The organism is Motilimonas pumila, from assembly GCF_003596335.1.
In the GTDB taxonomy this organism is placed as follows: domain Bacteria; phylum Pseudomonadota; class Gammaproteobacteria; order Enterobacterales; family CBDFNC01; genus Motilimonas; species Motilimonas pumila.
This window is the reverse complement of the sequence record NZ_QZCH01000004.1, coordinates 98,669-113,442: the sequence shown is the minus strand read 5'-3', so window position 1 is coordinate 113,442 and position 14,774 is coordinate 98,669. Positions and strand designations below refer to the sequence as shown.

The 14,774-nt window shown below is 45.1% G+C and carries 12 protein-coding genes; 11 read left to right on the top strand and 1 reads right to left on the bottom strand.

Annotated features, from left to right (window positions below):
• Positions 1–150: 150 nt before the first annotated feature.
• The 11 genes from D1Z90_RS05780 (at position 151) to D1Z90_RS05730 (ending at position 13,657) form a co-directional block, all read left to right on the top strand.
• On the top strand, positions 151–1,542 hold the full coding sequence (locus D1Z90_RS05780) for a TIGR03013 family XrtA/PEP-CTERM system glycosyltransferase (protein WP_119909800.1): 1,392 nt from the start codon (positions 151–153) through the stop codon (positions 1,540–1,542).
• 5 nt (positions 1,543–1,547) lie between these two features.
• Entirely contained in the window at positions 1,548–2,432 is an 885-nt protein-coding gene (locus D1Z90_RS05775) for an XrtA system polysaccharide deacetylase (RefSeq protein WP_119909799.1), read from the top strand.
• A 19-nt stretch (positions 2,433–2,451) separates the two neighbouring features.
• A complete protein-coding gene (locus D1Z90_RS05770; protein ID WP_119909798.1) occupies positions 2,452–3,474 on the top strand; it encodes a FemAB family XrtA/PEP-CTERM system-associated protein in 1,023 nt (340 codons plus the stop codon).
• Positions 3,474–4,667 (top strand): TIGR03087 family PEP-CTERM/XrtA system glycosyltransferase, encoded by a 1,194-nt coding sequence (locus D1Z90_RS05765; protein WP_119909797.1) that lies wholly within the window; start codon positions 3,474–3,476, stop codon positions 4,665–4,667. The genes D1Z90_RS05770 and D1Z90_RS05765 overlap by 1 nt, the downstream gene beginning before the upstream one ends.
• Before the next feature lie 4 nt (positions 4,668–4,671).
• Positions 4,672–6,228 carry an exosortase A gene (gene xrtA / locus D1Z90_RS05760; RefSeq protein WP_119909796.1) on the top strand — a complete coding sequence of 519 codons (1,557 nt, stop codon included), beginning with the start codon at positions 4,672–4,674 and terminating at the stop codon, positions 6,226–6,228.
• Positions 6,228–7,442, top strand: a complete 1,215-nt coding sequence (locus tag D1Z90_RS05755; RefSeq protein ID WP_119909795.1) for a TIGR03088 family PEP-CTERM/XrtA system glycosyltransferase — start codon at positions 6,228–6,230, stop codon at positions 7,440–7,442. Before xrtA ends, D1Z90_RS05755 begins: the two co-directional genes overlap by 1 nt.
• An 11-nt stretch (positions 7,443–7,453) precedes the next feature.
• Positions 7,454–9,370, top strand: a complete 1,917-nt coding sequence (locus tag D1Z90_RS05750) for an XrtA/PEP-CTERM system amidotransferase (protein ID WP_119909794.1) — start codon at positions 7,454–7,456, stop codon at positions 9,368–9,370.
• A gap of 9 nt (positions 9,371–9,379) precedes the next feature.
• Positions 9,380–10,609 carry a TIGR04063 family PEP-CTERM/XrtA system glycosyltransferase gene (locus tag D1Z90_RS05745; RefSeq protein ID WP_119909793.1) on the top strand — a complete coding sequence of 410 codons (1,230 nt, stop codon included), beginning with the start codon at positions 9,380–9,382 and terminating at the stop codon, positions 10,607–10,609.
• A complete protein-coding gene (locus D1Z90_RS05740) occupies positions 10,596–11,822 on the top strand; it encodes a glycosyltransferase (protein WP_119909792.1) in 1,227 nt (408 codons plus the stop codon). The genes D1Z90_RS05745 and D1Z90_RS05740 overlap by 14 nt, the downstream gene beginning before the upstream one ends.
• Complete coding sequence (locus D1Z90_RS05735; RefSeq protein ID WP_119909791.1) at positions 11,810–12,613, top strand: sulfotransferase family protein; 804 nt, start codon at positions 11,810–11,812, stop codon at positions 12,611–12,613. Before D1Z90_RS05740 ends, D1Z90_RS05735 begins: the two co-directional genes overlap by 13 nt.
• A 303-nt stretch (positions 12,614–12,916) precedes the next feature.
• The gene (locus tag D1Z90_RS05730; protein ID WP_119909790.1) at positions 12,917–13,657 is read left to right on the top strand and encodes a LysM peptidoglycan-binding domain-containing protein; all 741 of its coding nucleotides are present in this window, start codon (positions 12,917–12,919) and stop codon (positions 13,655–13,657) included.
• A gap of 128 nt (positions 13,658–13,785) precedes the next feature.
• Here D1Z90_RS05730 and cysK read toward each other — a convergent pair whose 3' ends face one another.
• A complete protein-coding gene (cysK, locus tag D1Z90_RS05725) occupies positions 13,786–14,754 on the bottom strand; it encodes a cysteine synthase A (RefSeq protein ID WP_119909789.1) in 969 nt (322 codons plus the stop codon).
• Positions 14,755–14,774: the final 20 nt, after the last annotated feature.

The window sequence follows — 14,774 nt, the reverse complement described above, 5'->3', positions numbered from 1 at the left end:
GATAGCTAAGTGGTTGTACTGTTTGTCAAAGCTTAAAAGGTCACAGAAATATCAAGGTGAAATTTATGACAATCTAGTTGCAGCACCTTCCATATCAACTATGTTCAATAGAGATAGAGTAATCTGTGAAGGCTAGAAGGAATCCGCCTTATGTCCAAATTCGCGTTTGCTAGCACTGGTAAGTCTTGTCGCTTACTTGCCATCTCTGAGCTTGTCATTATATATCTTGGCTTTATTTGCGTACTAGCCAGCTTTTACTTCACTTCAAGCGAGGAAGTACAACAAAAGGTCTATTCATTGTTAGATATTCCTTTTTTACCGATCGTGATTATTTTATTAATGCTGTCATTGGGTTTGTATAATCCAAGGCTTAGATGTGACGAACAAGGTGTCTTTCGCCGCTTACTCATCATTTCTGCATTGGTGCTTTTACTGGCTTTTCCTTTGTCAAACCTCGACTTCTTTAGCTTGGATTTTCAAATCACGTTATATTCGGTGGTACTTTCACTGTGCCTATTAATGGCGTTTAGGTATGTGATTTCAAGACGATTTGCGGAATCATTTCGGCACAAAGTATTAGTGCTAGGAGGCGGTGAAAGGGCACAAATTATTTGGCAAAGAATGCGCCGTGAGTCTGACAAGAAAGGAGTCGATATCCTTGGCTTTGTGCCTATTTCGGGTGATAAAGAGGCTGACTTAGGCAGCAATAAAATAGATTTAGACATAGACCGTGATTTACTCAATTATGTAAAAGCTAATCAGGTTGATGAAATCGTTGTGGCTTGTGATGAACGACGCGGAAAGCTCCCGGTGAAGTCTCTATTTAGTTGTAAAATTCACGGCGTCGAAGTCATGGATGTGCTCAACTTTATTGAGCGAGAAACTGGCCAAATTGCGGTCAACCAGATGTACCCAAGTTGGTTGGTTTATTCTAACGGTTTTTCACGTCCAGACAGCATTCGGGCAATCAGCTCTAATTTACTCAATATCACCATTGCTGCGGCCATTTTATTTGTCACCTGGCCTTTGATTTTATTTGTCATGGTAGCAATCTACCTTGAAGACAGGGGCCCCATTTTATACCGCCAAACGCGCGTAGGCTACGGCGGAAAACCGTTCGAAATATTAAAGTTTCGCAGCATGCGGGTGAACAGCCAAGCCAATGGCGCGCAGTGGGCCCAAAAAGACGATGAGCGCACGACTTTCATAGGGCGCTTTATTCGTCGTTATCACATCGATGAATTGCCCCAAATCATAAACATCTTGAAAGGTGACATGTCCTTTATTGGCCCTCGCCCTGAGCAACCCGAGTTTGTCGACCGTTTGTGTCAACAGTTGCCCTACTACTCTGAACGTCACAACGTTAAACCAGGCTTGGCTGGTTGGGCACAGCTTAACTATCCTTATGGTGCCAGTGATAAAGACGCCCTTGAGAAGCTCAAATACGATTTGTACTACATTAAGCACCGAAATATTTGGTTTGATATGAGCATTTTTGTTCGCACCGTGGAAGTGGTCTTTTTTGCCCAAGGTTCAAGGTAAAGTATATGGCAGCCTGCGCCATGACGGTGGACTTAGAAGACTATTTTCAGGTGTCTGCATTCTCTCAGCATTCACCATTATCACAGTGGGATGAATTTGACTGCCGGGTAGAGAAGAACACCCACACATTGCTGGATTTATTTGCACGTTACGACGTTAAAGCGACCTTTTTTATTCTCGGTTGGATCGCGGAACGTTACCCAGATTTGATTCGCACGATTGCTTTGCAAGGACATGAAATTGCCAGTCATGGTTACCATCATCAACGCGTTACGAGCTTGTCACAAGAGGCGTTTTTAGAGGATATTAGTCGCAGTAAAGCCTTATTAGAAAACATTACCGGTAGCCGTGTTATTGGTTATCGAGCGCCCAGCTTTTCCTTTAACAATGAGACTCCCTGGGTTTATGATTGTTTGGTCGCGGCGGGCTACCAGTACAGCTCGAGTGTTTACCCTGTACAGCATGATCACTATGGTTCGCCGCTATTACCTCGTTTTGCATTTCACTCCCATTCACAGTGCCTCGAAATTCCAATATCTACCCTTAAGATGCAATGGGGTAGTGTATTCAATAAAAACGTGCCCATTGGTGGTGGCGGCTACTTTCGGTTTTACCCGCAGTGGCTGAGCCTCTGGTTTTTAAAACAATTTCATCGACAAGAGCAACAGCCTTATATTTTTTATATCCACCCTTGGGAGTTGGACCCTCATCAACCCAGGTTATTTGACGTAGGCATCAAAACCCGCTTTCGTCATTACGTCAATCTCGATAAAACCTATCAACGTTTAGAGCGACTGCTACAGTTGTATCAATGGCAACGTATGGATCAGTTATTCACCACGAGCATTTCTGCCGCTATCGAAGTCTCAGGCGAGCAAGCATTAGCTTAACCAGACAAGGGAGACGTCTGTGCAGTTAAAGTTATTACAACCACAAGACAGCGCACGTTGGGACGCTTTTGTAAGCCAACATTCAGCCGGCAGCTTTTTCCATTTATCAGGCTGGCGTAAGGTGATACAAGACGCTTATCAGCATACATGTTGGTATTACTACGTTGAGTCACAAGGTCAAATTGTAGCGGTCTTGCCTTTGGCTCAAATCAAAAGCTGGTTGTTCGGAAATAAACTTATTTCGTTGCCTTTTGCTGTGAGTGCAGGGCTGTTGAGTGAAAATGAACAAGCGAGTCAGCTGCTGCTAACCCATGCGCAAAAATTGGCGCGAGACCTTAAAGTTGATTCGCTTGAATTGCGTCACCGAGAGCTCAAGTTGCCACATTGGCAGTCTCGTCATAGCCATGACAATTTTTGTAAGTCATTAGCCGATGACTCCGATGCCATCCTTGCCGCGATAAAAAAGAAGCAAAGAGCGGTGGTGAGACAGTCTCTTAAAAATGATCTGACCTTCTCAATTGAAGATAAGGTGGAGCCATTTTTTACTATTTATTCGGAAAGTGTGCGCAATCTAGGAACGCCGGTATTTCCAAAAAAGTACTTTCAAACTTTGCTGCAGGTGTTTCCTAATCAAGTCGATGTGCTAACGGTTTATCATCAGGGAGAGGCGGTATCCAGTGTTATGAGCTTTTACTTTAAACAGCAAGTATTGCCCTTTTATGGAGGGGGAAAGCGGCAGGCGAGAGGGCTGAAAAGTAATGACTTTATGTATTATCAGTTGATGTGCCACGCCCGACGTCGAGGTATGTTGGAGTTTGATTTTGGTCGCAGCAAAGTGGCCAGTGGTGCTCATGCTTATAAAAAGCACTGGGGTTTTGAGCCGCAGCCTTTATTCTATGAAAATGATTTAGTGGCCAGCGATGAACTCGCCAATATCAATCCAAATAACCCAAAATATAAGTTTTTCATAAAGGTGTGGCAAAAACTGCCCCTTGCTGTGAGTCAGGTTGTTGGCCCTATTTTGGCTAAGGATTTGGGCTAATGGAAAAAGTATTGTTTTTGTGTCACCGCATTCCGTTTCCACCAAATAAAGGCGACAAGATCCGTTCTTATCATTGGTTACAGTATTTAAAGCAGCATTATCAGGTTTTTTTGGGCGCATTTGTTGATGATAAACAAGATTGGCAGCACCAAGAGCAAGTGTCTCTGGGTACCCAAGATTGCCAGTTGATGGCTCGTCACCCATGGTTGCATAAGGCAAAAAGTTTGACCGCATTATTGGGCGATCAACCGCTGAGCCTAGCGTATTATCAAAGTGATAAAATGCAGGCTTGGGTAGACGCTATTCTTGCTGAGCACCCCGATATTAAAGTGCTTACTTTCTCTTCCTCTATGGCGCAATATGTTCCGGACCATGCCAAGTTTGCGGTGATGGATTTTGTCGATATTGATTCCGATAAGTGGTTGCAGTACGCCGAAAAGAAACAAGGCTTTATGGCATGGTTATATCAACGTGAGTTTCGTACCTTGCAACGCTATGAGCAGCAAGTCGCGCAGCGTTTTGACTTAAGCTTATTTGTTTCTGCCGCAGAGGCCGATGAATTTCAGCGTAAGCAAAGCAAGCATATTCACAGCAGCATTGATTGGGTGCAAAATGGTGTAGATATTCACTATTTTAACCCGGATGATCCCAGTTTAGAGAGCCCTTATCCTGCGGCCAAGCCTTGTATTGTTTTTACTGGGGCAATGGATTATTGGGCTAATGTAGAAGGGGTGACTTGGTTTACTGAGCAAGTTTGGCCAAGCCTACTTGCTGCAAGGCCGGATTGTTTATTTTATATCGTTGGGTCTAATCCTGGAGCAGAGGTGCTGCGATTACAACAACTCACTAATGTGGTTGTCACGGGCAGGGTTCCTGATATTCGACCTTATCTTAAATTTGCGCAGTGTGTCGTGGCCCCCCTTCGCATCAGTCGAGGCATTCAGAACAAGGTGTTGGAAGCCTTGGCGATGAATCAAATCGTCGTGGGCAGCCCAGATGCTTTTGTCGGCATAGGCCAAAGCCAGTCGACCTTGGTGGCGGAAGATGCGGGACGTTTTAGTGAGCATTGTTTAGCCCAGTTGTCACAGCCTCTACAGCAAGGTAGGCAGCCGAGAGCTTGGGTCGAAGAAAGGTTCAGTTGGCAATCGAGTTTTGACCGCTTAGGTGCACTTATCGCCCAAGCAGGGGGCTAGCTGAATGGCTAGTTTGTCTCGCGACACGCGTTTGAGCTTAGCCACACTCGCAAGCGTCACTTTGGCGCTGCTTTTATTACTCTGGGGTTGGGCTTTTTCCCGCACGTTAGCTGAAATGGTGACGGTGTGGCAAACCGTAGATACCTTTGCGCATTGCTTTTTTATCGCGCCCATTGCTTTGTTCCTTATTTGGCAGAAACGAGTGGAGCTGTCTTTACAGCCATTGGTAAGCGAGCCGCGCGCGTTAATTGTGTTGCTGCTGCTAACTTTCACGTGGGCACTGAGTCAGCGTTTAGGGTTACAAGTAGGCATGCAATTTAGTGTCGTGGCCATGCTACCTGTTTTGGTGTGGCTGGTCATGGGGACTCAATGGTCTTATACCGTGTGTTTCCCTTTGCTGTTTTTACTCTTTGCGGTGCCTTTCGGTGAGTTTTTAATTCCCAGCCTACAGTACGTTACCGCGTTAATGTGCGTGTATTTGTTGCAGTTAACCAGCATGCCTATTTATCAGGAAGGTAACTATATCTTGATTCCTGGTGCCACGTTTGAAGTTGCTTGGACTTGTTCGGGAATTCGTTACCTGATTGCCACATTTTGTTTAGGTAACTTGTTTGCCTATTTAAACTTTGCTCACTTCAAAAAACGCATGTTGTTTTGCTTGTTCGCCATTGTCTTTCCTATCATTGCAAATGGTGTAAGGGCGTGGTCGATCATCATGATTTATTATCATGTGGACACGCGTATTGCCGGTGAAATGGATCATATTATCTATGGTTGGGTATTTTTTGGAGTACTCATTTTTAGCTTGTTTGCGGTAGGGCGCTGGTTTGCCGACCCTCTCGAGCTGACAGCGGCTGATTTAGATAAAGAAGACATTCCTCAGGCATCAACTAACCAACAGGGTTACTCTTGCTGGCCAGTGTGTATCTCTGCGCTAATGCTATTGGCGATACCAGTTAGCACCTGGTTGAACCAGCAGCGCATGCCAACTCCTCAGCAAATACACTTTTCTGTCGCCCCACAACAAAGTTGGCAAGGACCGCTCGCTCCAAGTTTTAACTGGCAAGCTAAGTTTGTGAATGCCGACCTTATTTGGCATCAAGGTTTTGAACACCATGGTCAACGTCTTGAGCTCTACATTGCCTGGTATCAATCGGAAGCTTCAGGGAAAGAACTGATTACGTTTAACAATCGCTTATATAACCCTGAACACTGGCGTTTATTAGAAAGCCAGCATCAACAACTGCCTCTGGCTGTGGGAGTGATTCCTGTGCTGCGCTCAGTGGTCACCCGGCACACTCAAGAGTTGCAACTATTTAGTTGGTATCAAGTGGCACAAAAGAGTTCAACAGGTACTCTGAAGACAAAATTGAATCAATTATTAGCGGCGCCCTTGGGGCCCTCTTTTGGCGCTGCGATCGTAGTCGCGGCGCCGCTCTCTCTCAGTGAAGAAGATATTAGCGCTTTTTTATCAGCTCATTGGCAGCCTTTGGTACAGAGCTTATATCACCTGCAATACCCGAGCGAACCATCACCATTGCTTACTGCGAGGCAGCCCTGATGTCGAATTCTGAAATATCACCTTGCGTTACCGAGGTTCGAACTAAACCTATCATTATGCATTTGGTGTACCGTTTTTATGCTGGGGGGTTGGAAAATGGCATGGTTAACATCATTAATCACATGGCGCCGGAGCAGGTTGAGCACGTCATTGTATGTTTAACCGACCACGATGATTTTATCGACCGAATTGAGCCTGAGATTCAAGTTTTTGATTTACATAAAAAGCCGGGTGTAGATGCTTCTGTTTTTTATCGTTTTGCCAAGTTATTAAGGCAAATACAGCCAGACATAGTACACAGCCGTAACTTGGCGACGCTTGAATTACAGTGGGTAGCCGCGCTTACTTCAAAGGCGATTCGCTGCCACGGTGAGCATGGCTGGGATATTGCGGATTTAACCGGTGGCAACAAGAAGTACCGTTACTTACGGCGGCTTACGGCAACTCATTTAGCAGCCATTGTGGCGCTCTCGGCACATACTCACGACTATTTACGGCGATTAGTAGGTATTCCTGAGCGTAAGTTACATCAGATATGCAACGGTGTAGACCATCACAAATTTTCTCCTTTTAACACTGCGAGTCACGTCGCAGATACAGATAGAGTCACCTTTGGCACTGTAGGGCGGCTGGCGCAAGTTAAGAATCAACGACTATTAATTGAAGCTTTTGCACAATTATTGCCCTTGGCTACTGCTTCGCAGAATCTGCGACTAGTATTAGTAGGAGAGGGCGAGTGTCGCAGCGAATTACAAGCCTTAATAGAACGACTGAAAATTGGGCCGCAAGTTGAGCTGGTGGGTGAGCAAACTGACGTAGCCCATTGGATAAATCAATTTAGCGTGTTTGTGCTGCCCTCGTTAGCTGAGGGTATTTGTAACACTATTTTAGAAGCGATGGCTTGCGCTAAACCTGTGATAGCAACAAGGGTTGGGGGAAACGATGAACTTGTCAAAGACGGTGAAACTGGGGTCTTAGTGCCCTCAGATGACGTGACGCAATTGTGCCAAGCCATGCAAGGCTATTTATTGTCACCTGAACGCATTAATCGCCATGGTTTACAGGGCCGGTGTGAGGTAGAGAGTCGTTTCACGTTACCTATCATGGTGAGTAAGTATCAGCGTCTATACGGTGATTTACTTGAGCAAAACCACCAAATTGCCATGGCTCAGCAATTAAGCCATCGCGAAGCTCAGCAAAAAGTGTCTAGTTAGCAGGAGGCTACATGTGCGGGATAGCAGGGATATTTGATTCACAGGGGCAAGCAGAGGTTAACCTAGACATTCTGCAAGCTATGAATCAGGTGCAATTTCACCGTGGCCCGGATGAAGGTGGACACTTTTTGAGCCCTGGGGTTGGCTTGGCGCATCGGCGTTTATCCATTATCGATATCTCTTCTGGGCAACAGCCTATGCTGACGCCTGAGCAAGACGTTGGCTTGGTATTTAACGGTGAGATATATAACTTTAAATCGTTACGGCAAGAACTTGAACAGCTTGATTATGTTTTTAGTAGTCAAAGTGACAGCGAAGTTATATTAAAAGGTTGGCAAGCTTGGGGTGAGCAAGTTGTTGATAAGCTTAGAGGCATGTTTGCGTTTGCTATTTGGGATAAGAACCAGCAATGCCTGTTTATCGCCCGTGACCGTCTAGGCATTAAGCCACTTCATTATGCTCTATTGCATTCGGGAGAATTTATTTTTGCGTCTGAGTTGAAGTCGTTGCAGGTTCACCCTTTGCTACCGAGCGAGCTTTCTGCTGCCGCCATATCAGATTACTTTTCTTTTGGTTATATTCCGGAGCCCAAAACCATTTTTGAACAGGTTTTTAAACTGAGTCCAGGTCACTGTCTGAGAGTTGTAAAAGGGGAGTCACTGCCCATGCCGAGACAGTATTGGGACGTTTCGTTCAAGCCTTCTGCAGCGGTGGATACCTCTGAGCATACCCTAATAGAGAAGCTTAAAGAAGCTGTCGACATTCGCATGGTGGCGGAAGTGCCCCTGGGGGCTTTTTTATCCGGTGGCGTTGATTCTAGCGCGGTGGTGGCCATGATGGCGAATGCCCAACCTGAGGCGGTGAACACTTGTGCCATAGGCTTTGACGTAAAAGACTACAATGAAACTGACTTTGCTGCGCAAGTAGCCAAACATTACCACACAGCTCATCAAGTAGAGACGGTAGCGGCTGACGATTTTGAACTGCTTGATGAGTTGGCCTATTTTTACGACGAGCCTTTCGCCGATAGCTCTGCGATGCCCACTTATCGAGTTTGCGAATTGGCTAAGAAGCAAGTCACGGTCGCGTTATCTGGGGACGGAGGCGATGAGGTCTTTGCCGGTTATCGGCGCTATCAATGGCATATGAAAGAAGAAAAAATGCGTCGCTTAGTGCCTGAATCCGCGCGCAAGCCGGTATTTTCGGCGCTTGGCCAGTGGTACCCAAAGGCGGATTGGGCGCCCAAGGTGCTGCGAGCTAAAACGACCTTTCAAGCCCTCGCCAGAGACACTTTAGAGGGTTACTTTCATAACTTTTCCATTTTTACCGAAGAGCAAAAATCGCAGCTTTTTAGCGATAAGCTAAAGCAACAGTTAGCGCAATATCGCAGCATCGAAGTGTTTCAGCACCATGCAGAGGCATTTGATGGTGACGATGCTTTGTCTTTGGTGCAGTACCTCGATCTCAAGACGTATTTACCGGGCGATATTTTAACTAAGGTAGATAAAGTCAGCATGGCGCATTCATTAGAAGTGAGGGTGCCGCTGTTAGATCATCACTTTGTTGAATGGGCTTGCCAAGTTAAACCTGAGCAAAGACTTCAAGGCAGTAATGGTAAAGCCATCTTTAAACGGGCATTAGAGCCTTATTTGCCAAATGATGTGCTGTATCGTAAAAAAATGGGGTTTGCGGTGCCACTCGCAAAGTGGTTTAGAGGTCCGCTGAAAGGCAAGCTTAAGCAAGCTTTATCAAGTGGCTTAATGAGCCAAACCCAGCTATTTAATCAAGATTATTTGAATACTTTGGTGGAGCAGCATTTATCCGGACGGCGCGATCATAGCGCCGCGCTCTGGACCTTGCTGATGTTCGAAGCCTTTTTAAAAAAACAAGCGGGTCAGCCGCAACAACAACTCGACTCAAGAGCTTAGAGAGGATAAATGCGTATTCTCCACGTACTGGATCATTCGGTGCCCTTGCACAGTGGTTACAGCTTTCGCACCTTGGCAATTTTGCGCCAGCAACAGCGCCGAGGTTGGAAAACGTTTCACCTCACTTCTGCTAAGCAAGGCCCAAGGCTAGATTGGCAAGAAATGGCCAGTGAAACGATTTTTATGCGCTCACCTTGCATTCAGTGGCTGATGAAGGTGCCATTGCTGAATCAACTCTTTACCGTCGTGAGTTTAATGTGGGCGTTGCATCGAGCGGTGAAGCAAGTTGAGCCAGATGTTATTCATGCTCATTCTTCTGCCTTAAATGGCTTAGCAGGGTTATGGCAAGCTAAGTTGAGTGGCTTGCCGCTGGTGTATGAGGTTCGTGCCTTTTGGGAAGATGCCGCGGTTGATCACGGCACAGCTAGTGAAAATGGCGTCAAATATAAAGTCACCAAAGCCCTTGAAACTTGGGTTTTACAACGCGCAGATAAGGTCACCACTATTTGTGATGGTTTGCGACAAGACATGATCCACAGAGGGATTGCAGCTGACAAAATCACTTTAATCCCTAATGCGGTTGATATTGATAAGTTTGAGTCGTTAACCCAAGCCGATGAACCATTACAACAGAGCTTATCTTTGCAAGGTAAAAAGGTTCTTGGCTTTATTGGCTCATATTACGGTTATGAAGGCTTGAGCTTATTGATCAGCGCTCTCGCCGATGAAGCATTATCTGCTTCGCCTTTCCACCTTTTATTGGTGGGGGGGGGGCCGCAAGAGCGAGCTTTAAAAGCTCAGGTAAAATCATTAGGTCTAGGGGGAAAAGTGACCTTTGTGGGACGAGTTCCTCACGATCAAGTCAACCGCTATTACAGTGTGATTGATCTCTTGGTGTTTCCACGACTAAGCATGCGTTTAACGGAAACGGTGACCCCCCTAAAACCATTAGAAGCCATGGCGCAAAGTAAGTTGGTATTGGCGTCAGATGTGGGCGGGCATCAAGAGCTCATCGATCACGGGAAAACCGGATTTTTGTTTAAAGCGGGCGATGTTCCGGCCCTGGCAAAAGCTATTCACTCCTGTTTCGAGGACGAATCTCGCTGGCCTGAGATTTGGCAACACGGTTTAGACTTTGTGCGAGAGCAAAGGAATTGGGCGGTGAGCGTAGCGAATTATCAGCAGGTATACCCATGGCCTGAAGGGTACACGGCAGAGATGCAAAATGAAAAAGCCTAAGCTGCTAGTCTTATCCAGTTTATTCCCAAGTTCCGTGAGGCCAATGGCGGGGTTGTTTATTAAACAGCGCATGTTTAGCGTCGCCAAACAGTTACCTATCACTGTAGTTAGCCCTGTGCCTTGGTTTCCATTACAAAGTGTTATCCGCTGGTGGCGACCGCATTATCGGCCACAACCTCAGCGACAGGAGAAAGTGGAAGGCATTGAGGTGTACTATCCGAGATTTCTTGCGTTACCTGGAATAGGCCGGCGTTTCGATGGCTTTTTTATGGCTCTGGCGTGTCGCAAGTGGTTAAAACGGCACCCGCAGGTTGAATTTGATCTCATCGATGCGCATTTTACTTTTCCAGATGGCTTAGCAGCTAGCTACTTAAGCCAGTGGTGTGGCAAGCCCTTTTCTGTCACGTTGAGAGGAACAGAAGTGCCTCACTTAGCTTTATGGCCAAAAAAGCTCATGCAGGCTTGGTCACGCGCCAATCATATTTTTTCTGTGTCCGATTCTTTAAAACAGGTGGCGATTGCTCAGGGTATAAATGCCAGTAAGATCCAAGTGGTGGGCAATGGTGTGGACACTGAAATATTTCGTCCTGTCGATAAACGTCAGGCTCGCCATGATTTAGGTTTGTTGGTGACTGATAAAGTTCTCGTCACCGTTGGCGGCTTGGTTCCTCGCAAAGGTTTTCACTTGGTTATTGAGTGCTTAGCTAAATTGCCGGAGCGAGTGAAATACGTCATTGTTGGCGGCGCTTCTGCCGAAGGAGACTATCGCCAGCACCTTGAGCAGCTTGCAGCCAAACACCAAGTCTCTGAGCGAGTACTTTTTGTGGGCGCAAAGGCTCCTGCTGAACTTAAGCATGTACTTTCTGCGGCTGACGTATTTGTTTTAGCTAGCGCGAATGAAGGCTGGGCCAACGTTATTCTCGAAGCCATGGCTTGCGGAATTCCAGTAATTGCCAGCGACGTTGGCGGTAACGCTGAAGTTGTCGCGAATGCTAAATTGGGCAGCATCTATCCTTTTACACAGCCAGAGCAGCTTTTGCCTTGTATCGCCCAAGCGTGTCAGCAAGATTGGGATAAATCAGCGCTTATTCAATACGCCGAGGATAATAGCTGGTCTTACCGGGTTGAGGTCTTGGTTGAACAATTTCAACAGATGACAGCGGACCCTCAGGAGCACAACATGTCACAGGAACAGACATCATGCCATCTATAACCGGGTTATTAAAACAGGGCAAAGCTATTGGCAGTGCCGTCGGCAAAAAAGCCTACCAAAAGTTGCATGCCTGTCAGTCAGAGCAAACGATCTTAATTGCGGGGTGTCAGCGTTCGGGAACTAACATGTTGATGGAAATGCTAGATCTTAGTTTACAAACTGACGTATTTCACGAACGTGACGAGCGCGCCTTTGCCAATTATCAAATGCGAGATATTTCGGTTATTCAAGCCTTAAAAGAAAACAGCCAAGCGCCGACATTTGTGATTAAAACCTTGTGTGAGCTTGAAACCATACCACACTTACAAGAGCAGTTAGCTCCTGTCAAAGTGATTTGGATTTATCGAGATTATCGTGACGTAGTTAACTCAATGTTGAAATCGTTTCGCAACCAAGCAAAACAAATTAAACGATTGAGTAGTGGTGTTGATGATTCTTGGTGGGGGAAAGGACTAAGCCCGAAAAACTTATTACTGTTACAGACTGTGGTGACAGATAACATTAGTGATACCGATGCTGCTGCTTTGCAATGGTATGTAAGAAATAGTTTATTATTTGAATTAAATCTGGCAAATCAAACAGATGTTCTTGTAGTAAATTATGAACAACTGGTCACTCAACCGCAGTCTGTGCTCGCCAAAGTATTCGCTTTTTGTAACCTTTCATACGACCAAAAATTTGGTTCCAATATATTTGCAAACAGCATAGGTAAACAAGGTGTTCCCGCGTTTAGTCCTGATATTGCAGACTTAAATAATAGCTTGTTTGAGCAATTAAAGCAGTTAGGCTGAGCCGTTGCCGGGTTGTTACTCTTCTCCCTCATCCTTGTATAATGCATCACCATAGAAAGCTCGAAGGAAATGAGTTGGATGATATTGAACGTCACATTACTCATTCGTTCATAAACTTAATTATGTTAAGTAATTGTTATAAAAAAATTGCGTAACAATCTGTTTTGAAATAAGTTTTAGGTTTTTTTAAGTTTCTCCGAAAAGGTGGTACAATGCCCGCGATATGAGAGCTAAAGTGCAACGGAATGCATGAAAGCTACTCCATGGTTAAGTCGTTGTTGATGTACGGAAAAGGATATTACCGTGAAGCTTAAGCATCTATTAACTATATTCATCTTTGCGTATGCATTTACTACTTTTAAAATAGTAAATGCCGCTACACAAACCTCGGTGTTGCCTTATGTAGAGTTAATCAGAATTATATCTACAGATCCTTTTGAAGCTGATATTCGTGTTTCTGCAAAAGAGCCATCAACTTCTGAATTGATGTTTGCTATCACTATGATTGGTAGTGACAAAGTAATCTGGTTAGATCATGTTAGTGCTGAGAATGGAATCGTTAGGGTTAGCAAAAATAGTTTTGTTTTTAATCAAGAACAGCACCAATTGCAGGCCTATCGAGTGATTAAGCCTATCTTGGTAGCAGCTTTGACACCTTCTCCACAACCCTTGGCTTTAAAGAAATTATCACCGGAGCTGATCACACCTTCTCCATTAAGTGAAAAAGCACCTCCAGCAGCTAATGTTGGGAAGGTTTGCTCGATAGAAAGAGCCAGCTCTGAGACCTTTTGGCAAGTTGCAAAAAGGTATAGTAAGGAGCATGAAATCGGAATTTACGATGGTTTGTTAGCTCTGTATGCGAGTAATGTCGATAAATTCCAAGGTAAAAATATCAACTTTCTGAACTCCAGAACTTTAAATTGTGCTAGTGAAGCGCGAATTCAGTGGATAGCACAACAAAACTCTTCTTACAGATGGTATCAAGCCCTTGATCGTGGGGAGCGCTATGACACTGTGATCCCGGTTCATTTATTGCCTGATTAGGTTCAGGTCGTTTGTGCTGGGTTGTTCAAGCTTTGAATTTGAAGCTACCAGTATTTATCAACTGGAGAAGAGGCAGTGTGATGCATGAACTGACACTCAGCACATGCATCAAAGTTCATAAAAACTACTTATTGAACAAGTTCTTTATCTTCAAAAATGCCATCAAATAAAGCGCTACTCAAATATCTTTCGCCAGAACTTGGTAGTATTACTACAATATTTTTATCTTTAAATTCGTCTTGCTCAGCTAATCGAGATGCCGCGACTACTGCTGCGCCCGATGAAATACCGGCTAGAATGCCTTCTTCTTTCATCAGCCTCCGAGCCATGGCAATAGCATCTTCGCTTGTGACAGTCTCAACTCGGTCAACAATACGTAAGTCTAGGTTCTTTGGAATAAACCCTGCACCAATACCTTGGATTTTGTGAGGACCAGGTTTTATCGATTGACCCGCGAGGTGTTGAGTAATTACGGGGGACTCAGCTGGCTCTACTGCAACAGATGTGATGTCTTTGCCACGTTGTTGCTTGATATAACGACTGACGCCAGTGATCGTACCACCGGTTCCAACACCCGCCACGAAAACATCAACATCGCCTTGAGTCGCATCCCAGATTTCAGGTCCTGTCGTCATAGTATGTATGGCGGGGTTTGCTGGGTTATCAAATTGCTGCAACAGAACAAATTTATCTGGTTGAGAGCTGGCAATTTCATTTGCTTTGTCAATTGCACCTTTCATACCTTTCGCAGCGTCCGTCAGAACTAAGTTGGCACCCAATGCTTTCAATAGTTTTCTGCGCTCTAAACTCATAGAGCTAGGCATTGTAAGAGTAAGTTTATAACCTCTAGAAGCTGCTACAAATGCCAATGCAATGCCAGTGTTGCCACTAGTAGGCTCTATGAGCTCTTGTTCTTGATTTAACTTACCTTTTTGCTCAGCATCCCAAATCATGTTCGCACCAATGCGACATTTCACAGTAAAGCTAGGGTTTCTACTCTCTACTTTTGCAAAGACATTGCCTTTAGTGACTCGATTGAGACGAACTAACGGCGTATTGCCGATAGCGAGTGAATTGTCTGCGTACAACTTGCTCATAGTAATAATTCCTAAATCCA

Bases quoted from the DNA above. Each gene is read 5' to 3' on its own strand.
- D1Z90_RS05780 (WP_119909800.1), top strand. From the start codon at position 151: ATGTCCAAATTCGCGTTTGCTAGCACTGGTAAGTCTTGTCGCTTACTT.
- D1Z90_RS05775 (WP_119909799.1), top strand. From the start codon at position 1,548: ATGGCAGCCTGCGCCATGACGGTGGACTTAGAAGACTATTTTCAGGTG.
- D1Z90_RS05765 (WP_119909797.1), top strand. From the start codon at position 3,474: ATGGAAAAAGTATTGTTTTTGTGTCACCGCATTCCGTTTCCACCAAAT.
- xrtA (WP_119909796.1), top strand. From the start codon at position 4,672: ATGGCTAGTTTGTCTCGCGACACGCGTTTGAGCTTAGCCACACTCGCA.
- D1Z90_RS05755 (WP_119909795.1), top strand. From the start codon at position 6,228: ATGTCGAATTCTGAAATATCACCTTGCGTTACCGAGGTTCGAACTAAA.
- D1Z90_RS05750 (WP_119909794.1), top strand. From the start codon at position 7,454: ATGTGCGGGATAGCAGGGATATTTGATTCACAGGGGCAAGCAGAGGTT.
- D1Z90_RS05745 (WP_119909793.1), top strand. From the start codon at position 9,380: ATGCGTATTCTCCACGTACTGGATCATTCGGTGCCCTTGCACAGTGGT.
- D1Z90_RS05740 (WP_119909792.1), top strand. From the start codon at position 10,596: ATGAAAAAGCCTAAGCTGCTAGTCTTATCCAGTTTATTCCCAAGTTCC.
- D1Z90_RS05735 (WP_119909791.1), top strand. From the start codon at position 11,810: ATGCCATCTATAACCGGGTTATTAAAACAGGGCAAAGCTATTGGCAGT.
- cysK (WP_119909789.1), bottom strand. From the start codon at position 14,754: ATGAGCAAGTTGTACGCAGACAATTCACTCGCTATCGGCAATACGCCG.